We start from the raw sequence: 19,074 nt of genomic DNA on the forward strand, positions 1-19,074 counted from the left end.
ACATGCAGGCCATGATCCCCTTCCCCGACATCTCGCCCGAGATTTTCACCATCACGCTGTTTGGCGTGGAATTCGCGCTGCGCTGGTACGCGCTGGCCTACATCGCCGGCATCCTGATCGGCTGGCGGCTGATCGTGGCCGCGGTGAAGCGCCCCCGGCTCTGGCCCGGCGACACATCGCCGATGACGCCCGAACAGATCGAGGAATTGCTCAGCTGGATCATCGTGGGCGTGATCCTCGGCGGGCGGCTGGGCTACGTGATGTTCTACAAACCGGTCTATTACCTGCGCCACCCGCAGGAAATCCTGATGGTCTGGCAGGGCGGCATGTCCTTCCACGGCGGCTTCCTCGGCGTGGTCATCGTGGCGCTGATCTTCGCCGCGCGCTACAAGGTGCCGCGCCTGTCGCTGGGCGACAGCCTCGCGCTGGCGGCGCCGGCCGGGCTGATGCTGGGCCGGATCGCCAATTTCATCAATGCCGAACTGTGGGGCCGCCCGACCGACCTGCCCTGGGGCGTGGCCTTCCCCGGCGCCTCGGCGCAGACTTGCGACGGCGTCGTCGGCATCTGCGCCCGCCATCCCTCGCAGCTTTACGAGGCGGCGCTGGAAGGGATAGTGCTGGGCACGTTGCTGCTGTGGCTGGCATTCCGCCGCGGCGGGTTGAAAGTGCCGGGCCAGATCATGGGCCTGTTCATCGCGGGATACGGACTTGCCCGGTTCATCGTGGAATTCTTCCGTCAGGCCGACGATCAATTCATCAGCGTCGACAACCCGATGGGGTACGTGCTGCAACTGGGGCCGGCAGGGGTCACGATGGGGCAATTGCTGTCGCTGCCGATGCTGATCCTCGGGCTGGTCATCGTCGCCTATGCGAGACGGCGCGCCGCATGACCGGCATGCGCGATCACCTTCTGGCGCGCATGGAAGCCAGCGGCCCGATGACGGTGGCCGATTACATGGCCGATTGCCTGCTGCATCCGACGCTTGGTTACTACACAACGCGCGATCCGCTCGGCGCGGCGGGCGATTTCACCACGGCGCCGGAAATCAGCCAGATGTTCGGCGAACTAGTCGGGCTGGCGCTGGCGCAGGCCTGGATCGATCAGGGCCAACCGGCGCCTTTCGTGCTGGCCGAGGCCGGACCGGGCCGTGGGACGCTGATGGCCGACATCCTACGCGCGACCCGCGCCGTTCCGGGATTTCACGACGCGATGCAACTGCACCTGATCGAAGCCTCGCCGGTGCTGCGCGACAAGCAGCGCGAAACCATCGGCCGCGACGCCACGTGGCTCGACAGCATTGCCGACCTGCCCGAATTGCCGCTGTTCTTCGTCGCCAACGAATTCTTCGACGCGCTGCCGATCCGGCAATTCGTCCGCGACGGCGCGGGCTGGCGCGAAAGACGGGTGATGGCCGAGAACGGAAAGCTGGGTTTCGCGCTTGGCGGCGTGGCGCCGGTCGAGGTGCTGCACTACCGGCTGGAAGACACCAAGGACGGCGATCTGGTGGAACTCTGCCCGGCAGCGCCCGGGCTGGCAGCAGAAATCGGACGCCGGATCGAATCCCACGGCGGCGCGGCACTGATCTTCGATTACGGCGACTGGCGCTCGCTGGGGGACACGCTGCAGGCGGTGCAGGCGCATGAAAAAGTGGGACCGCTGGACGCGCCGGGCGCGTCCGACCTGACCGCCCATGTGGATTTCGAAGCTCTGGCCATTGCCACCCCTTCGGCCCATACCAAACTGACCGCGCAGGGGGTGTTCCTGGAACGGCTGGGCATCACCGCGCGGGCGCAGGCCCTGGCGGCACGCTTGCAGGGCGATGCGCTGGAAAACCTGATCGCCGCACATCGGCGCTTGACGCACCCGCAGGAAATGGGGACGCTCTTCAAGGTGCTTGGATTCTACCCGACAACCCAGATAGCCCCGCCCGGATTTGACACATGACCCTGGAAATTCTGACCTCCGACCTGCTGGCCCAGACCAGGCATGGTTTCTTCACCCGCAGGGGCGGCGCGTCCTCGGGCGTTTTCGCCGGGCTGAACTGCGGCCAGGGGTCGTCGGATCAGTCCGAAATCGTCGAAATCAACCGCACCCGGGTGGCACGGGCGATGGAAGTTCCGCTTTCCCATCTGGTCACGGTGCATCAGGTCCATTCCGCCAAGGTCGCGCAGGTCGACGGCCCGTTGACCACCCGGCCCGAAGCAGACGCCATCGTCACCGCCACCCCAGGCCTTGCCCTGTCGGTGCTGACCGCCGATTGCCAGCCGGTGCTGTTCGCCGACCGCAAGGCCGGCGTCATCGGAGCCGCCCATGCCGGTTGGCGCGGCGCGCTTGATGGCATCCTTGAGGCGACGCTCGACGCGATGGAGGCGTTGGGTGCCAACCGTGCCGACACCGTCGCCGCGATCGGTCCGACGATCAGCCAGCGCGCCTATGAGGTCGGGCCAGAATTCCTGGACGATTTCCTTGTCGAAGACCCGACGAATTCCCGCTTCTTCGCCAATGGCAACGGCGACCGCTACCTGTTCGACCTGCCCGCCTTCGGGCTGCATCGGCTGCGCCAGGCCGGAATCGGCGATGCCGAATGGATCCGCCATTGCACCTATTCCGACCCGGCCCGGTTCTTTTCCTACCGCCGCGCCACCCATGAGGGCGAAGCGGATTACGGACGACTGATTTCCTCCATTCTCCTTTAACGCGACTGGTTTTCGCCGCAATCACGGGTCGGATGAAACCGGGCCCGACGACGCCGCATTCTGGGATCAGAGGCACGGCCAAAAACTATTTTATACAAGCACTTTCAATGACTTGAGATTTTTCGTGAACAATAACGCCAAAACGGCGGGATTTCACCAAATTGCCGCATTTGCCGCCGCCTCTGCCCAATCATGGCCGCAATGAAAGATCATGTTTGAAACAAGCAACACGCTTCCGGTGCAACGAGTAGGAATTGATAAAATGAAAAAACAAAAACGCTGGATGAAATCAGCCATCGCAACATCCAAGAGCGACCTGCCCGCACTGCCCTGGGCGCGCAAGAAGGGCGCCAAAACCGAACCGCAGCGCCGCAGTGCCTGACACCATCTTATCCTTGGCCCGCTCACGCCGAGTATCCTTTTAACCAGTAGCGAAGTGAGTGCCAGTTAAGGAACCGCCACCCGCGTGGCGGTTCTTTCTGTTTCAACCCAGCGATCGAATCGAATTATGGCAAACGCGTTCACCGCCGGGAAACAAAGCAACGGCCATCCGGGGGATTGCTGCACCCGCAGTATCCAATGTCGTCCCCTTTTTGACAATCGTCGGAAACAGGGGTCATTATCCCGACATCAACAGTTGGAACTGAAACAGTCCCTCTGTCGTCGTCGGTGGGGGCCGGCGCGGATGCGACGCAGCGAAGGTGCGTGAGAGTGAACAGCATTTTGCCCCCGTCCCGTTACCGGGCTTCGACCCCGTATTCCCAGGACCGCGATCAGGCGGTTATCTCTGCCGACCCGGTCAAGACCGCACTGATGCGGCGCTACGAGGTGCAGTATCTGGATCAAGACGGTTCCGTTGCGGCCCGTTCGGCCATCGCCCCGGCCACTGCCCCGTTCGAAGCCGCCTTTTCCGCCTTCGCCCGCGGCACCCTGATTCAGACCGCCGACGGCCCCTGCGCGATTGAGGATATTGTTCCCGGCATGCGGATCGAGACCAAGGAATACGGCCCGCTTCCGATGCTGTGGCGGGGCATGATGAACATCATCCCAAACACCCCGACCGACCGGCCCGAACAGGCGCAACTGACCCGGATCATGGCTGGCACGTTCGGCTTGGGCCGCCCGGGATCGGACCTGGTTCTGGGTCCGGCCGCCCGGATGCCGCGCCGGGGGCATATCGAAGGTTTCGTTCCGATCCGACATTTCGCCGACGGCGACAGCGTGGTCCAGACCTCGCCGCCCTCGCCGGTGCAGGTGTTCCACCTATGCCTGCCGCAACAGGCGACGATCCGCGCCAACGGCCTGCCGATCGCCAGCTATCATCCGCGCTTCGGCCTCGGCGAAACGATGGGGCCACAGATGCTGAAGCTGTTCCTGTCGCTGTTCCCGCATGTCGAGGCCCTGAACGAATTCGGCCCCGCGCTGCACCGGGACGCGTCGCGACAGGTGAACCTGCTGGAAGACGTCGCGATCTGATCGCGCGATCAGGGGACGGACAGTGGCGCGAACCGGTCAGGCCGACCGGTTCAGCCGCTCTTCCAAAACATCGAAGGGCACGCCGGGTTCATCCTTGGCGCTGCGGATGACAAGGCTGGTCTTGACCGAAGCCACGTTGGGCGCGGTCAGCAATTCGCCGGTCAGGAAGCTCTGGAAGGTACTCAGGTCAGGGGCCACGCATTTCAGGATGAAATCGACCTCGCCGTTGAGCATGTTGCATTCGCGGACCAGCGGCCAGCCGCGGCACAGCTCCTCGAACGCGCTGAGGTCGGACTCGGCCTGGCTCTGCAGCCCGACCATGGCATAGACCTGAACCTCGAAACCCAGTTCGCGGGCGTCGACCTCGGCGTGGTACCCCTTGATATAGCCGGCTTCTTCAAGCGTCCGCACCCGGCGCAGGCAGGGCGGCGCGGAAATCCCCACCCGCTTCGCCAGTTCGACATTCGTCATTCGGCCATCGGCCTGAAGTTCAGCCAGAATTTTCCGGTCAATGGGGTCAAGCCGCGTCGTAGGCATCCGAATTCTCCTTTGAGCGAAGTCATATACCTGCTCCGTTCCGCGCGCAACTTTATTTCGTGTATGCGCAATATCATTGCCGAATCTTCAAGATTTTACGCATTTTCCGTTTTCGCCATCTAGGCCTTTTCCCAACGCCCGGCGGGGTCTATATGCGTTGAAGCTTCTGGAATTTCGAAAAAGGGTCCCGACATGGCCGATACACGTCACACCAAGGTTCTGATTATCGGGTCCGGTCCCGCCGGCTATACTGCGGGGGTGTATGCCGCGCGCGCGATGCTGTCACCCATCCTGGTGCAGGGGATCGAACCGGGTGGACAGCTGACCACCACGACCGAAGTCGAAAACTATCCCGGCTTCACCGAAGTTCAGGGCCCCGACCTGATGGTCAAGATGCAGGAACACGCCGCGGCCATGGGCTGTGACATCGTCGGCGACATCATCACCGAACTGGACACCTCCAAGCGTCCGTTCACCGCCAAGGGCGACAGCGGCACCATCTACACCGCCGACGCGGTGATCCTTGCCACCGGGGCGCGCGCCAAGTGGCTGGGGCTGGACAGCGAAGAGGCCTACAAGGGTTTCGGCGTGTCGGCCTGCGCGACCTGTGACGGGTTCTTCTATCGCGGCCAGGAAATCGTGGTGATCGGCGGCGGCAACACCGCCGTCGAAGAAGCGCTGTTCCTGACCAATTTCGCCTCCAAGGTCACGCTGATCCACCGCCGCGACGAACTGCGCGCCGAAAAGATTCTGGTCGACCGGCTGATGAAGAACGAAAAGATCGAACCGCTGTGGTTCCACACGCTGGAAGAAGTGGTCGGCGAGGATAATCCCAAGGGCGTCACCGCCGTGCGCGCCAAGAACGTCAAGACCGGCGAGATCACCGAGATCCCCTGCAAGGGCGTCTTCGTCGCCATCGGCCACGCCCCCGCGAACGAACTGGTCAAGGACGTGCTGGAACTGCACAATGGCGGCTATGTGAAGGTCAACCCGGGCAGCACCGAAACCTCGATCCCCGGCATCTTCGCCGCTGGCGACCTGACCGACCACAAGTACCGTCAGGCCGTCACCAGCGCCGGCATGGGCTGCATGGCCGCGCTGGATGCCGAACGCTGGCTGGCCGAACAGGAATGACCGGCCGCCATTTTTAGCGACCAGACCAGAATCGTGTTAGCATGGCGAAAAGGATTTTCGCCATGCAGCCACCTTCCGCAGCCGCGCTGGCCCATATTCCGGCAGCCCCCCAGCTTCCCATCTTCGGCAACACGCTCGAAGTCCTGAAGGACCCGAATGCGCTTTACCGCCGTTCCTCCGCCGCGTTGGGGAAGGTCTACAGGATCAAGTTCCTGAACGAATGGCGCGTGTCGCTGGCCAGCGCCGACGGGGTCGAATACATCCTGATGGACCCCGATCACCTGTTTTCAAGCGAACACGGCTGGACCGTGCTGACCGAACTTTTCCCGCGCGGGCTGATGTTGCGGGATTTCGACGACCACCGCGCCCATCGCCGCATCATGCAGGCCGCATTCCGCAAATCCGCGATGGACAGCTACCTGGCGATGATGGCCCCGGCGCTGGACGACATGGTGGCGCAATGGCCGGTCGGGCAGCAATTCGAATTCTATCCCGCGATCAAGAACCTGACCCTTCGGATGGGGGCGAACGTGTTCATGGGCCTACCGGTGGACGCGCCCGCCACCGATGCGCTGAACCGGGGCTTCATAGACGAAATCGCCGCGTCGGTCGCGCTCCTGCGCAAACCCCTGCCCTATACGAAGTACCGCCGCGGGCTGGATGCGCGCGCCCACCTGATCGAGCAGTTTTCCGCGTTGATCGAGGAACGGCGCGACGGCGATGGCCAGGATTTCTTTTCCCAGATGTGCCGCGCCACGGACGAGGACGGCAAAAGCTGGACCGACAGCGAAATCGTCGACCACTTCAACTTCCTGATGATGGCCGCGCATGACACCACTGCCAGCGCCCTGACCGCGATGGTCTGGGCGCTGAGCGAACATGTCGAATGGCAGGACCGGTTGGCGCGGGAAATCGCCGACCTGGGGCCCGGCCCGTTCGAACAGGACATGCTGGACCGGATGCCGCTGACCGACATGGTGTTCAAGGAAGCGCTGCGGATGATGCCACCGGTGCCGCTGATCCCGCGCCGGGCGATGCGCGATTTCGAATGGAACGGGGTGAAGATCCCGGCGGGCACTTCGGTCACTGCGCTGGTCGGGCCGATCATGATGTCGCCCGAATATTACACCGATCCCGAAACCTTCGACCCCGAACGGTTTTCCCCCAACCGGGCCGAGGACCGGTCGCATCGTTTCGCCTGGGCGCCGTTCGGCGGCGGTGCGCATAAATGCATCGGGCTGCATTTCTCGACCATGCAGGTCAAGGTCTTCCTGCGCGCGCTGCTGGGCCGCTACAAGGTGCTGCCGGCGAAACCGGGGCCGGTCGCTTGGAAACCTCTCCCGATACCGCAACCGAAAGGCGGATTGCCGGTGGTCCTGCAACGGCGCTAGGTCCGCCCTGTCCCGGGCGGACGCCATCCTTATCGCGGCGCAGAAAATCCGTCTCGACGTGGTGTGATCCGCCCCCATCGCCGGGCCCCCGCCGCCCCCGGCGATGTCATGTCTTGTCGCGGTTCGTTCGCACGCCCGCAGGCGAACAACGTTCCATCCGCACCGATATGGCCCGAAGCTCGTTTTTCCTGTCGCCGCGTTGCAGCGACATCACTCTTATATCCGGGCTGCGCGGCGCTTTCTCTTGCATTTAACAGGCTCCGTCGACTAGATGCCCGCGAAATCCGTAACCGCCCTGCACGAGCAGATAGTGAAAAGGCATTGATTCGATGTTGCCCAACCTCGCCCCTATTCCCGAGCTCTACGTTTCCTATGACAGCGCCCAGAAACTGAAGGTCGAAGCCGCCGACCTGACCAGCTGGGACCTGACCCCGCGCCAGATCTGCGATCTGGAACTGCTAATGAACGGCGGCTTCAATCCGCTGAAGGGTTTCCTGAGCGAAGAGGATTACAACGGCGTCGTTGACAACATGCGCCTTGCCGACGGGTCGCTCTGGCCGATGCCGATCAATCTGGACGTGTCGGAAGACTTCGCCGCGAAGCTCGAGATCGGCCAGGACATCGCCCTGCGCGACCAGGAAGGCGTGATCCTCGCCACCATGACGGTCACCGACCGCTGGGAACCCAACAAGTCGCACGAGGCCGAAAAGGTCTTCGGCGCCGATGATATCGCGCATCCCGCCGTCAACTACCTGCACCACTCCGCCGGCAAGATCTACCTTGGCGGTCCGGTCACCGGCATCCAGCAGCCGGTCCACTACGATTTCAAGGCCCGCCGCGACACGCCGAACGAACTGCGCGCCTATTTCCGCAAAATGGGCTGGCGCAAGATCGTCGCGTTCCAGACCCGCAACCCGCTGCACCGGGCACACCAGGAACTGACCTTCCGCGCCGCCCGCGAAGCACAGGCCAACCTGCTGATCCATCCGGTCGTCGGCATGACGAAACCGGGCGATGTCGATCACTTCACCCGGGTGCGCTGCTACGAGGCGGTGCTGGATAAATACCCCGCCGCCACCACCGCGATGAGCCTTCTGAACCTGGCCATGCGCATGGCCGGCCCGCGCGAAGCGGTCTGGCACGGGCTGATCCGCGCCAACCACGGCTGCACCCATTTCATCGTTGGCCGCGACCATGCCGGCCCGGGCAAGAACAGCGCCGGCGAAGATTTCTACGGCCCCTACGACGCGCAGGACCTTTTCCGCGAACACCAGGATGAAATCGGCATCGAAATGGTCGATTTCAAACACATGGTCTATGTCCAGGAACGCGCCCAGTACGAACCCAACGACGAAATCGCCGACAAGGATGACGTCACCATCCTGAACATTTCCGGCACCGAACTGCGCCGCCGCCTGGCCGAAGGGCTGGAAATTCCGGAATGGTTCTCCTTCCCCGAAGTGGTGGCCGAACTGCGCCGCACCAAGCCGCCGCGTTCGAAACAGGGCTTCACGGTCTTCTTCACCGGTTTCTCGGGTTCCGGCAAATCGACCATCGCGAACGCGCTGATGGTCAAGCTGATGGAAATGGGCGGCCGTCCGGTCACCCTTCTGGATGGTGATATCGTGCGTAAAAACCTCAGCTCGGAACTGGGATTCTCGAAGGAACACCGCGATCTGAACATCCGCCGCATCGGCTATGTTGCATCGGAAATCACCAAGAATGGCGGCATCGCCATCTGCGCCCCGATCGCGCCCTACGCCACCACCCGCCGGGCGGTGCGCGAAGACGTCGAACAGTTCGGCGCCTTCGTAGAAGTCCACGTCGCCACCTCGATCGAGGAATGCGAACGCCGCGACCGCAAGGGGCTCTACAAGCTCGCGCGCGAAGGCAAGATCAAGGAATTCACCGGCATTTCCGATCCCTATGACGTGCCCGAGAACCCCGAACTGAGCGTCGAGACCGAAAATGTCGATGTCGACAACTGCGCCCACCAGGTCCTGCTGAAGCTTGAATCGATGGGGCTGATTTCCGGCAACTGGGCCTGATAGCCCCCCATACGAATGATGAAAGGCGCGCCAGGTGGCGCGCCTTTTTCTTTGGTCCATCGGCTGAACGCCTCGGGCTTACTTCATCCGCATCCGTGCCATCATATTGTCCTTCAACACGAACTGGTGCAGCAGCGCCGCCGCGACGTGCAGGATGACCATGAACATGCCGATATTGAACAACACCTCATGCGCCTCGGCAGCCGCTTTCACGCCGCCGAACCAGGCCGCCAGTCCCGCCGACGGGATCGCCAGCATGCCAAGGTACAGCCCGACGTGAATCAGCTTGGCCGCCTTGTCCTGCAACGGCCGGCCGGTCTCGATCTCCGGGGGGGCGCCCTTCACCAGCCGCACGATCAGCCGCAGAACGACCAGCGCCAGGATCGCGATCCCGACAAGAACATGCACCCGCGCCACGGTTGTGGGTTCGGCGCTGCCGGTCCGCATCAGCGACCGCCAGACATCACCCATCGCGTCGGCGCTGAAATAGCTGACCACCATCAGCGCCGCGATGCCCCAATGCAATCCGATCTGAAACTTGCTGTATTTTTCCGGCTGCGCCATTCTCGCTCTCCGTCCATTGGCTGAAACAAACCGAGGCCAGTTGCCTCGCTCCAATGATACGTGAGCAACGCGAAGTTCCGTCGCCGCGTCCGCCAGATATTTCATCTGGGGCCGCAGCACATGGGCGCGGGCCTCAGTGCACCGCCACCGGCGCGAAATCGTGTTGCCGCGCCAGCAGGAAGGCCAGCTTGCGGTCGCCCACCAGGGCCAGCTGTTCGCCTTCCTCGCTGCAAACCGCATAGACCGTTTCGGTGCGGCCCAGCTGCACCTGCAAATCCTCCGGCAGGTCGGCAACTTTCACGGGGCGCACGTAGACGATTTGATTGTCGTCATCTTGTCCGAAATCGAATTTTACATCCATCGCGTTACCCTTTCCTGATGTTGATGGTCTGCACCACCGTTTCCGGCTGGTGCCGCGTCAGATCGACGTGCAGCAGGCCGTTTTCCATCACCGCCTCGCCCACTTCGACCCCGTCGGCCATCACGAAGGAGCGCTGGAACTGGCGCGCCGCGATTCCGCGATGCAGGAACACGCGGCCTTCTGAATCGTCCTTCTGACGGCCCCGGATGACCAGTTGCTGATCTTCGACGGTGATCGACAGGTCGCCTTCGGCGAACCCGGCCACGGCCAGCGTGATCCGGTAGGAATTCTGCGACGTCTGTTCGATATTGAATGGGGGATAACCTTCGTTACCGGATTTCGCGTTGCGTTCCAGCAAACGTTCCAGCTGATCGAACCCCAGAAGGTAGGGGTGTGACCCCAGGGTAAGCTTTGTCATCGACACGTCCTTATGATCAAGCGACAGTCCAAACCGTGCAGGCCCCGTTTCGGCGACCTGCTCATGAAATATGGGCATCCGTCCATCGCTGTGCAAGACCTTTGCGAAAGCGCGGCTTTTCAGTATCTTAACAAGGTGCACAATCAACGGAATCACGGCTATGAACGCTTCTTCAGACCTTTCGATGAAAACGGACGAGGTCCTGCGCGTCGAATTGGAGGTGTTCCGCCGCGAACACCGCGACCTTGACGAAGCGATTACCGCCCTGACCGAACGCGGCACCGCCGACCAGCTGACGCTGCAGCGGCTGAAGAAGAAGAAGCTGCAGCTCAAGGACCTGATCGCGCGGATCGAGGACCGGCTGACACCGGATATCATTGCGTAACCCGCTGCCTTGGCTATAGTGCGCGCTCCATTGGCAGGGCGATACAGGGGCGATACATGGCACAGGTCAAAGTGGGCATCATCATGGGCAGCCAGTCGGACTGGCCGACCATGAAGGAAGCCGCCGACATTCTCGACGAATTGAACATCCCTTACGAGGCCAAGATCGTTTCGGCCCACCGCACACCGGACCGGCTGTGGGACTATGGCAAGACCGCCGTCGATCGCGGCCTGCAGGTGATCATCGCCGGCGCCGGCGGCGCCGCGCACCTGCCCGGCATGATGGCCAGCAAAACCCGGGTGCCGGTAATCGGCGTGCCGGTACAGACCAAGGCGCTGTCGGGCGTCGACAGCCTGTATTCGATCCTGCAGATGCCGCGCGGTTTTCCGGTCGCCACCATGGCGATCGGCGGCGCGGGGGCCAAGAACGCGGGGCTGATGGCCGCCGCGATCCTTGCCAATACCGACGCCGGTATCGCACAGCGCCTCGATGACTGGCGCGAAGCCCTGTCCGCCTCCATTCCAGATGAGCCCTCCGATGACTGATCCTTTGCAAACCGGTGCCGTGATCGGCATTCTGGGCGGCGGCCAGCTTGGCCGGATGCTCTCCGTCGCGGCCTCCCGCCTCGGGCTGAAGGCCCATATCTACGAGCCAAGCGCCAACCCGCCCGCAGGCGATGTGGCCCATATGGTGACCACCGCGTCCTACGAAGACGAAGCGGCGCTCACCGCCTTCGCCGAAGCGGTGGACGTGATCACCTACGAATTCGAAAACATCCCCACCTCGGCCCTGGACCTCCTCGAGAAGATGCGCCCGATCCGGCCCAACCGCCGGACGTTGGCGGTGTCGCAGGACCGGCTGCTCGAAAAGGCCTTCCTCAGTGAACACGGGCTCAAGACCGCGCCCTTTGCCGCCGTGGACGACGAAGTGGACCTGGCCGAAGCCATCGCCGAAATCGGCACGCCCGCGATCCTGAAAACCCGCCGCTTCGGCTATGACGGCAAGGGCCAGGCGCGGATCATGACCACAGAGGATGCGGAAACTGCGCTCGCCGACATGGCCGGCGCGCCGGCGATCCTCGAAGGTTTCATCGATTTCAGCCATGAGGTATCGGTCATCGGCACCCGCGGAGCCGACGGCGAAGTCGCCTGTTTCGATCCGGGCGAAAACGTCCATCGCGACGGCATCCTGCGCACCACCACCGTGCCGGCGAACCTGACCAATGCGCAGCGCACCGACGCGGTGCTGCTGACCGCGAAGATCCTCAACACGCTGAACTATATTGGCACGATGGGGGTGGAACTCTTCGTCACGCCCGAGGGCCTGATCGTCAACGAAATCGCCCCCCGGGTGCACAATTCCGGCCACTGGACGCAAAACGGATGCTCCGTCGACCAGTTCGAACAGCATATCCGCGCCGTGGCGGGCTGGCCGTTGGGCGACGGCAAGCGGCATTCCGACGTGCAGATGGAAAACCTGATCGGCGACGACATGGAGCGGGTCCCGCATATCGCCAAGGAAACCAACGCCGCGCTGCACCTTTATGGCAAGGCCGAGGTCAAGCCGGGCCGCAAGATGGGTCACGTGAACCGGATCATGGCCTGATTTGGGCAAGCCGGGCCAGCGTCCGTCCGTGGGATGGCGCTGACCGGCGGCCTGACGGGCGAGTTCCGGGCCGGGATTTCTGCGGATCGGGGAACGCCCACTCAGCCCAAGAAACGCTCTGCCACCGCGCCGCTCAGATAGGTCACCCGGCCCCCGGCGATGGTCGCGCCGATGCGGCCCTCGCCATCCAGCACCACAAGGTCCGCCCGCTTGTCGGCTTCCAGAACGCCGCGATCGGTCAGCCCCAGCACCCGCGCCGGGCCCTCCGACACCAGCGCCCAGGCCTTTTCCAGACCGACCTCTTGCGACAGGATCAGCGCCGCCTGGCGCGGCGCGGGATAGTGATAATCCGACGCCAAGGCGTCGCACAGCCCGTCGCGCACCAGATCCGCCGCGCTGGCATTGCCCGAATGCGACCCGCCGCGCACCACGTTGGGCGCGCCCAGCACCACCGCGTCCCCCAATCCGCACGCTTCAGCCGCCGCCGCCTGCGTTTCGGGGAATTCCGCGATCGTCACGCCGCGCTTGTGCCAGCCCCGGCGCAGATCGGCGGTGTCGTCGTCATGGCTGCCCAGTGCAACGCCCCGTTCCCCCAGCCGCTGCGCCAACCCTGCGACCGCCGGGGCGACGCCCGTCATGTGCCGGTGCAATTCCTTCATCATCGCCAGATGCGCCTCGGGGCTGCGCCCGCCCTTCAGCGCCTGTCCGGTCAGCCGCGGCGGCCGCTTGCCCCGGTTCAGCGCGTCATGCGGCAGGTGATCGTTGAACACCACGTAGGCAACGCCGTATTCCGCAACCGTCGCTTCGAAATCCCCGTAGTCGTCCAGCATGAACAGTTCGAACCGCAACTGCGCACGCAGATCGGTGCCGGTGCCGCGGTAATCGCGCAGCGCGCGCAGGAAGCGCAGCGCGAAGTCGCGCCCGCGCATGCCGCCCTCCCAGCTCCAGAACTGTGCCAGGTAGGCGGTGGTGATGCCGTTGGCCGCCAGCTCCGCCTCGGCCGAGGCCAATCCCGCCGACAGGTCCTTCATCGCACCCCGGCGCGGCGCCAGGTGCCTTTCGAACCCGTCGCCATGCAGATCGACGATACCGGGCAGCACCCGGAACCCGCTCAGGTCGATGCGCCGCCCCATCCCCGTCCCGGTCAGCCGGCCGCCTGAAATGCCCAGATCGGCGCGCATCAGCCCGTCGCGCAACAACAACTCGGCGCCGCAAAGGCTCAGCTCCAGCACCACTTATTCCTCCTCGGACAGTTTCATCAGCGCCTCGGGCCAGGTCAGGTCGCGATCGAATGCCCCTTTTTCGATAAATTCGATCGCCTGCGCAATCACCATTGGATCGTTCATCATGAAGGTATGCGTCACCGGCAGCACGATATGATCGGCCATGCCCGCGACCCGGGTCGAGGCAACGGATACCTTGCCGTCGTCTTCGCCCTCGATCAGCGCCGAAAAGACCGGGTTGAGCGACTGGTTGCCCGCGATCACCCCCAGTTCGAAATCCACCTTAGGCAGATGTGCCGGCAGCCCGTCTTCGCCGGTGCCCAATTGCCGCCCCGCCGGGCCATTGAACCAGCCGAACGCATCGAGTTCGCCAAAGGCGTCCACCACCTCGGATCCGCCGTTTGGCGGCGCCAGCATCACCACCCGGCCGATATCGGCGGTGCCGTGACCGATCAACCAGTAACGCAGCAGGATACCGCCCATCGAATGGGTCACGAAATGGATCGGCCGGTCCTCGCATTGCGCCGCCGCGCGGGGCAGAACCTCCTGCGCCAGGTTGGAAATGGTTTCTTCGGTCGAGGGATAACCGGGACGCACGACTTCGAAGCCTTTTCGGAGCAACACCTGTTCCATCAGCAGGAACGAACTTTCGGTCCGCGCCAACCCGTGCAGCAGCACGACGCATTGCGCCCCGGCCTGTGCCGGAACAAGCAACGTCAGAATGAGAATCAAGATACGCATGGGCCCGACATAGGGGTTTCATACCCCGTCTGAAAGGCCGCGGTGCGAAAACGCGCCCGCTAGTCCAGCCCGTTCAGCACGAAGGGCGTCAGCTGCTGCGCGACCAGCCGGTGATAGGCCGAACTGGGGCTGACCGTGGCCGCGCGCGCCTGTGCCGCGCCGAAGATCATGCCCTTGTTTCCCTGTTTCGACACCCAGGAATCCGTTTCGATGCGCACCAATTCGACCTTGCCGCCTTGCAGCCGCGACAGCATCGACCGGTTCAGAATCCTGGGCGCCTGCTGCCCTTCCTCCAACCACAGCAACAGCACCGGCCGCGCGAAAAGCTGCAGCGCCAGCGCCATCCGGTCCAGCCATGTCGCCTGCAACTCCGCCCGCACCTCGCGGAACTTGCGCCGCGATACGTGCTGCAACCGGTTCAGCAGATGCCCGACAAAGGTGAATTCGGTGAAGTCCACCGACGGATACAGCTGCCGCAGCGGCGCATTGGCCTTGATGAACCGGTCGTTGCGGCGCGGATGCACCGCGTAGAACCGGTTCGACAGGTATTGCGGTCCCATCAGTTGCAACACCACCAGCCTTGCATTGCGCGCCATCGAAATCACCGTCGCGTCCTGGATGAAGCTGTCGATCCCCGCACTGGCGCTGCCGAGGTTCAGGCAGGGCAAGCCGGTCATGTCCTCGACCAGTGCCGGGTAGGGCCGGGCGACGAACTTTCCGAAGGTTTCGCTGCCGCCGATGAAACAGACATAGTCGCGCGGCAACGGTCGCAGCGGCCCGCGGAATTGCAGTTTCGACCGGCCGTATTGGCACGGCAGGTAATCCAGGTCCTCGACCTCTCGCTTCGCATAGATCATAGCGCCCACCAGTTTCATAACCCGCGTCAGCTTGATCCCGAGTCGTTGAAAAAGGGCTAATCTTAAAATGCGCTGGATTTGAATGTGTCACGGGCGGTCTTGCAGCCGCGGCTCACACATGCCTATCTGGGGATCGGAACGGATGAGGGACAGGATCATGGAAATTCGCAAAATCGGCGTGATCGGGGCCGGGCAGATGGGCAACGGGATCGCGCATGTGATGGCGCTGGCCGGGTATGACGTGCTGCTGAACGATATCAGCCAGGAAGCGCTCGATGCCGCCGTCGCGCTGATTTCGCGCAACCTCGACCGCCAGGTCAGCCGCGACAAGATCAGCCAGGCCAACAAGGATGCCGCGATGGCGCGGATCAGCACCACGCTGACCCTGACCGACCTTGGGAAAAGCGACCTGGTGATCGAAGCCGCCACCGAACGCGAAACCGTGAAACAGGCGATCTTCGACGAACTGGGGCCGCACTTGCTGCCGCACACGATCCTGACCTCGAACACCTCGTCGATCTCGATCACCCGGCTGGCCAGCCGAACCGACCGGCCGGAACGGTTCATGGGCTTCCATTTCATGAACCCGGTGCCGCTGATGCAACTGGTCGAACTGATCCGCGGCATCGCCACGGACGAGGCAACCTACAAGGCCTGCCTCGGCGTGGTCGAACGGCTGGGCAAAACCGCCGCCAGCGCCGAAGATTTCCCCGCCTTCATCGTCAACCGGATTCTCGTGCCGATGATCAACGAAGCGGTATACACGCTCTACGAAGGGGTCGGCAACGTGAAGTCGATCGACGAATCAATGAAACTGGGCGCCAACCACCCGATGGGGCCGCTGGAACTGGCCGATTTCATCGGGCTGGACACGTGCTTGGCAATCATGAACGTGCTGCATGACGGGTTGGCCGATACCAAGTACCGGCCCTGCCCGCTGCTGGTGAAATATGTCGAAGCCGGCTGGCTGGGCCGCAAGTCGGGGCGCGGATTCTACGATTACCGTGGCGAAACCCCGGTGCCGACGCGCTGAACCATTCGCGGCGAACGCGCCGCTGCGGGTCGCTTTCTGCTCTCTGTCAGGATGACGGCCCGCGCCGCGCTCAGTCGCTCAGGCCAAGCGTGTGTTCGCGCAGCCAGGCGATGAAACCGCGCGGATCCGATGACAGCCGTTCCATATGGTCATCGCCCAGCGGCTCACCGACGATCGGCTTCATCGGCCGGTTGCAGCTATGCACGATTTCATGCAGCAGCAGCCCCTGCCGCAGCGTCGCCGAGATTTGGTTCGCCATCTGGTACCAGCGCGAATTTTCGCCGGGGTAATGGATCGGCACCACTTTCGCGCCCGACCGGCGGATCATCTGTGCGGTGAACACGTTCCAGTCCGCTTCCTCGACAGGGCCGAACATGGTCTTGGACGACGCCACCACGCCCGAAGGGAAAACACTGACCACGCCGCCGTCCTTCAGGTGCGCCATCGCTGCGGCGCGCATTTCCACGCTCTTGCGCTGCGCATCTTCTTCATGCGGAAAAGGCACCGGAATCAGGTAGGACGAGGCGCTTTCGTCCAGACCGGTCAGCAATTCCCGGGTCAGGATGCGGAAATCGCTGCGCCGCCGCCCGATCAGTTCGGCCAGGACCATTCCGTCCACCAATCCGTGCGGGTGGTTCGCAACCACTACTACCGGCCCCTCGGCCGGGATCCGTTCGATCTGTTCCTGCGGCGTCTGCAGGTCGATCCCCATCACGTCGAGGCACGCGCCCCAGAATTCCAGCCCCTGCGGCGCGCCACGGCGTTCGAATTCACGGATCATGCGCAGGATCGAAATCTTGCCGGTCAGCCACTCGATCGACCGGATCGTCAGGGCCTTGGCAGTGTTGTCGAACGTGTTGGCATAGGTCAGGCTGCGCCGGTCATAGGTCGTGAAGCTCACGCCGTGCTGAGGCTGTGCCGTCTGCTCTTTATGTGCCCTGTCCAATACGCGCCCCGTACCATCCATACCACGCAATCCCGCGCTCACATCTCTTCGCCGAACCGGTCAGCAACCAACGCCTCGATCGCATCGGAAAGCGCTTCGGCATCCGGGCCGGAGGTCTGGACTTCAATAGTGGTTCCCTTGGAAGCTGCCAACATCAAAAGCCCCATGATGCTGTCGCCCGAAGCCGACATGCCGTCACGGCAGATCTCGGCCGTGGCATCGAACCCTTCGACCACTTCCACCAGCTTGGCGGAAGCGCGGGCATGCAGTCCTTTTTCGTTGATGATCTCGAACTTGCGCAATGTTGTTTCGGGCATGCTTACTGAACTTTTGTTACAATCTGGCTGTCAATATATTTGCGCCCGGCTTCCATCGCAGCACGGACAGCATCTGCTACACCAAGATGGCGGGATTTTGCCAGCTTGATCAACATCGGAAGATTGGCGCCATAGAGAATCCGGCGATTTTCGGGCTGGCAGGCCATCAGCGACAGGTTCGACGGCGACCCGCCGAACATGTCGGTCACAACCACGACGCCATGGCCATTGTCGACCGCGTCGGCGGCTTCGCAGATTTCGCGCTGTTTCTGGGCCCGGTCATGATCGGCGTCGATGGAAATGGCGCGAATACCGGACTGGGGGCCGACGACATGTTCGATCGCGGCCAGGTATTCCTGCGCCAATCCCCCATGCGCGACAATGACGATGCCGATCACGCTTGCCTTCCCTCGCTTTCGTCCGCTGTCTCTTGCGATGGTGTTGCGGCGGCGCTTGCCTGCCTCCGCTCAAGTTCGCGATGTCTAGTTGACACCTGCCAGCCGTCCTCCGCAAGGGCCTGAGACATCTTTTCTGCAATTGCAACCGACCTGTGTTGGCCGCCGGTACAACCGAACCCGATGGCGAAATGCGCCTTGCCCTCGTCCATATAGGCCGGCAGCAGCATCCTGGCCAAGTCGAGCATCTTGTCGAAGAACGGCGCAAAACGCGGATCCTGCGCGACATAATCGGCGATCTCGGCGTTGCGCCCGTCGAGGGCGCGCAGCGATTGTTCCCAGTAGGGATTTCGCAGGAAACGGCAATCCAGCACCATGTCCATGCCGCGCGGCAAACCGCGCTTGTAGGAAAAGGAATTCACCGACACCGCCAACCGGGCGCCGCTTTCGGGACTGATCAGCCGTTCGACCTCGGCGCGCAATTCGTGCGGGGTCAGATCGGAACTGTCGATCAGGATATCCGCCCGCGCCCGGATCGGCACCAGCAGGTCCAGTTCCCGCCGCACGCCCTGTTCGGGGCCTTCCGCCGGGGCCAACGGGTGCCGCCGCCGGGTTTCGGAAAACCGCCGCAGCAAAACGTCATAGCGGCAATCGAGATACAGAAGCTCGGTTTCCACCCCCGGCGCGTCGCGCAGGCTGTCGAGCGTTTCGATCAGCGCGTTGACGGAAAAATCGCGGTTGCGCACGTCCAGACCCAGCACCAGGTCGCGCCCCAGCGGCGGGTCTTCCAGCAGGCGCGGCAGCAGGCTCAGCGGCAGGTTGTCGATCGCCTCGAAGCCCAGATCCTCCATCGTGCGGATCGACGTGGTGCGCCCGGCACCGGACGGCCCGGTGACGAGAACGATGCGCTGTCGCGCCACGCTGTTTGTTTCGGCTTCGCTCATGG

General features: G+C 63.2%; 23 protein-coding genes. 12 read left to right on the top strand and 11 right to left on the bottom strand.

Going from position 1 to position 19,074, the window contains the following annotated elements; all coding sequences use genetic code 11:
- Window positions 1-2 precede the first annotated feature (2 nt).
- The 5 genes from lgt to IT775_RS07855 all read left to right on the top strand — a co-directional run bounded on the left by lgt (window position 3) and on the right by IT775_RS07855 (window position 4,173).
- Window positions 3-890: a prolipoprotein diacylglyceryl transferase gene (lgt, locus tag IT775_RS07835; RefSeq protein WP_212700530.1), complete on the top strand. Its 888-nt coding sequence runs from the start codon at window positions 3-5 to the stop codon at window positions 888-890.
- Entirely contained in the window at window positions 887-1,945 is a 1,059-nt protein-coding gene (locus IT775_RS07840) for a class I SAM-dependent methyltransferase (RefSeq protein WP_212700531.1), read from the top strand. The genes lgt and IT775_RS07840 overlap by 4 nt, the downstream gene beginning before the upstream one ends.
- Window positions 1,942-2,697 carry a peptidoglycan editing factor PgeF gene (gene pgeF / locus IT775_RS07845; protein WP_212700532.1) on the top strand — a complete coding sequence of 252 codons (756 nt, stop codon included), beginning with the start codon at window positions 1,942-1,944 and terminating at the stop codon, window positions 2,695-2,697. Before IT775_RS07840 ends, pgeF begins: the two co-directional genes overlap by 4 nt.
- 211 nt (window positions 2,698-2,908) lie before the next feature.
- On the top strand, window positions 2,909-3,079 hold the full coding sequence (locus IT775_RS07850) for a hypothetical protein (RefSeq protein WP_212700533.1): 171 nt from the start codon (window positions 2,909-2,911) through the stop codon (window positions 3,077-3,079).
- Window positions 3,080-3,408: 329 nt separating this feature from the next.
- Window positions 3,409-4,173, top strand: a complete 765-nt coding sequence (locus IT775_RS07855; protein WP_212700534.1) for a Hint domain-containing protein — start codon at window positions 3,409-3,411, stop codon at window positions 4,171-4,173.
- Window positions 4,174-4,209: 36 nt separating this feature from the next.
- Here the strand turns inward: IT775_RS07855 and IT775_RS07860 are convergent, their stop codons facing one another.
- Window positions 4,210-4,710, bottom strand: coding sequence for an Lrp/AsnC family transcriptional regulator (locus tag IT775_RS07860; protein WP_212700535.1), 501 nt, complete (start codon window positions 4,708-4,710; stop codon window positions 4,210-4,212).
- A gap of 192 nt (window positions 4,711-4,902) precedes the next feature.
- Here IT775_RS07860 and trxB point away from each other — a divergent pair, with 192 nt between their 5' ends.
- The 3 genes from trxB to IT775_RS07875 all read left to right on the top strand — a co-directional run bounded on the left by trxB (window position 4,903) and on the right by IT775_RS07875 (window position 9,283).
- Entirely contained in the window at window positions 4,903-5,844 is a 942-nt protein-coding gene (gene trxB / locus IT775_RS07865; RefSeq protein WP_212700536.1) for a thioredoxin-disulfide reductase, read from the top strand.
- Between the two features lie 62 nt (window positions 5,845-5,906).
- Window positions 5,907-7,235 carry a cytochrome P450 gene (locus IT775_RS07870; RefSeq protein WP_212700537.1) on the top strand — a complete coding sequence of 443 codons (1,329 nt, stop codon included), beginning with the start codon at window positions 5,907-5,909 and terminating at the stop codon, window positions 7,233-7,235.
- A gap of 329 nt (window positions 7,236-7,564) precedes the next feature.
- Window positions 7,565-9,283 (top strand): bifunctional sulfate adenylyltransferase/adenylylsulfate kinase, encoded by a 1,719-nt coding sequence (locus IT775_RS07875; protein ID WP_212700538.1) that lies wholly within the window; start codon window positions 7,565-7,567, stop codon window positions 9,281-9,283.
- Window positions 9,284-9,361: 78 nt separating this feature from the next.
- Here the strand turns inward: IT775_RS07875 and IT775_RS07880 are convergent, their stop codons facing one another.
- The 3 genes from IT775_RS07880 to IT775_RS07890 form a co-directional block, all read right to left on the bottom strand.
- Window positions 9,362-9,847, bottom strand: coding sequence for a cytochrome b (locus IT775_RS07880; protein WP_212700539.1), 486 nt, complete (start codon window positions 9,845-9,847; stop codon window positions 9,362-9,364).
- A 133-nt stretch (window positions 9,848-9,980) separates the two neighbouring features.
- Entirely contained in the window at window positions 9,981-10,208 is a 228-nt protein-coding gene (locus IT775_RS07885) for a DUF1150 family protein (RefSeq protein ID WP_212700540.1), read from the bottom strand.
- Window positions 10,209-10,212: 4 nt separating this feature from the next.
- Window positions 10,213-10,626, bottom strand: coding sequence for an Hsp20 family protein (locus IT775_RS07890; RefSeq protein WP_212700541.1), 414 nt, complete (start codon window positions 10,624-10,626; stop codon window positions 10,213-10,215).
- Window positions 10,627-10,786: 160 nt separating this feature from the next.
- On the opposite strand from IT775_RS07890, the gene IT775_RS07895 reads away from it, so the two are divergent.
- The 3 genes from IT775_RS07895 to IT775_RS07905 are packed head-to-tail and all read left to right on the top strand — an operon-like array spanning window position 10,787 to window position 12,616.
- The gene (locus IT775_RS07895) at window positions 10,787-11,011 is read left to right on the top strand and encodes a YdcH family protein (RefSeq protein ID WP_212700542.1); all 225 of its coding nucleotides are present in this window, start codon (window positions 10,787-10,789) and stop codon (window positions 11,009-11,011) included.
- A 56-nt stretch (window positions 11,012-11,067) separates the two neighbouring features.
- Window positions 11,068-11,556, top strand: coding sequence for a 5-(carboxyamino)imidazole ribonucleotide mutase (purE, locus tag IT775_RS07900; protein WP_212700543.1), 489 nt, complete (start codon window positions 11,068-11,070; stop codon window positions 11,554-11,556).
- The gene (locus tag IT775_RS07905) at window positions 11,549-12,616 is read left to right on the top strand and encodes a 5-(carboxyamino)imidazole ribonucleotide synthase (protein ID WP_212700544.1); all 1,068 of its coding nucleotides are present in this window, start codon (window positions 11,549-11,551) and stop codon (window positions 12,614-12,616) included. Before purE ends, IT775_RS07905 begins: the two co-directional genes overlap by 8 nt.
- Before the next feature lie 101 nt (window positions 12,617-12,717).
- Here the strand turns inward: IT775_RS07905 and IT775_RS07910 are convergent, their stop codons facing one another.
- The 3 genes from IT775_RS07910 to IT775_RS07920 are packed head-to-tail and all read right to left on the bottom strand — an operon-like array spanning window position 12,718 to window position 15,437.
- Entirely contained in the window at window positions 12,718-13,848 is a 1,131-nt protein-coding gene (locus IT775_RS07910; RefSeq protein ID WP_212700545.1) for an alpha-D-ribose 1-methylphosphonate 5-triphosphate diphosphatase, read from the bottom strand.
- A 3-nt stretch (window positions 13,849-13,851) separates the two neighbouring features.
- Window positions 13,852-14,580: an alpha/beta fold hydrolase gene (locus tag IT775_RS07915; protein ID WP_212700546.1), complete on the bottom strand. Its 729-nt coding sequence runs from the start codon at window positions 14,578-14,580 to the stop codon at window positions 13,852-13,854.
- A gap of 59 nt (window positions 14,581-14,639) precedes the next feature.
- Window positions 14,640-15,437, bottom strand: a complete 798-nt coding sequence (locus IT775_RS07920) for a DUF6473 family protein (protein WP_212700547.1) — start codon at window positions 15,435-15,437, stop codon at window positions 14,640-14,642.
- A gap of 157 nt (window positions 15,438-15,594) precedes the next feature.
- On the opposite strand from IT775_RS07920, the gene IT775_RS07925 reads away from it, so the two are divergent.
- Entirely contained in the window at window positions 15,595-16,470 is an 876-nt protein-coding gene (locus tag IT775_RS07925; protein WP_212700548.1) for a 3-hydroxybutyryl-CoA dehydrogenase, read from the top strand.
- Window positions 16,471-16,540: 70 nt separating this feature from the next.
- On the opposite strand, the gene IT775_RS07930 is transcribed toward IT775_RS07925, so the two are convergent.
- The 4 genes from IT775_RS07930 to rapZ form a co-directional block, all read right to left on the bottom strand.
- Window positions 16,541-17,371 (bottom strand): lysophospholipid acyltransferase family protein, encoded by an 831-nt coding sequence (locus IT775_RS07930; protein ID WP_343231118.1) that lies wholly within the window; start codon window positions 17,369-17,371, stop codon window positions 16,541-16,543.
- An 83-nt stretch (window positions 17,372-17,454) separates the two neighbouring features.
- On the bottom strand, window positions 17,455-17,733 hold the full coding sequence (locus IT775_RS07935) for an HPr family phosphocarrier protein (protein ID WP_212700550.1): 279 nt from the start codon (window positions 17,731-17,733) through the stop codon (window positions 17,455-17,457).
- A 2-nt stretch (window positions 17,734-17,735) separates the two neighbouring features.
- Window positions 17,736-18,131: a PTS sugar transporter subunit IIA gene (locus IT775_RS07940; protein ID WP_212700551.1), complete on the bottom strand. Its 396-nt coding sequence runs from the start codon at window positions 18,129-18,131 to the stop codon at window positions 17,736-17,738.
- Window positions 18,128-19,072 (bottom strand): RNase adapter RapZ, encoded by a 945-nt coding sequence (rapZ, locus tag IT775_RS07945; protein WP_212700552.1) that lies wholly within the window; start codon window positions 19,070-19,072, stop codon window positions 18,128-18,130. The genes IT775_RS07940 and rapZ overlap by 4 nt, the downstream gene beginning before the upstream one ends.
- Window positions 19,073-19,074: the final 2 nt, after the last annotated feature.

Origin of the sequence: Thalassovita aquimarina, assembly GCF_018219815.1 — a bacterium.
Taxonomy (GTDB): domain Bacteria; phylum Pseudomonadota; class Alphaproteobacteria; order Rhodobacterales; family Rhodobacteraceae; genus Thalassobius; species Thalassobius aquimarinus.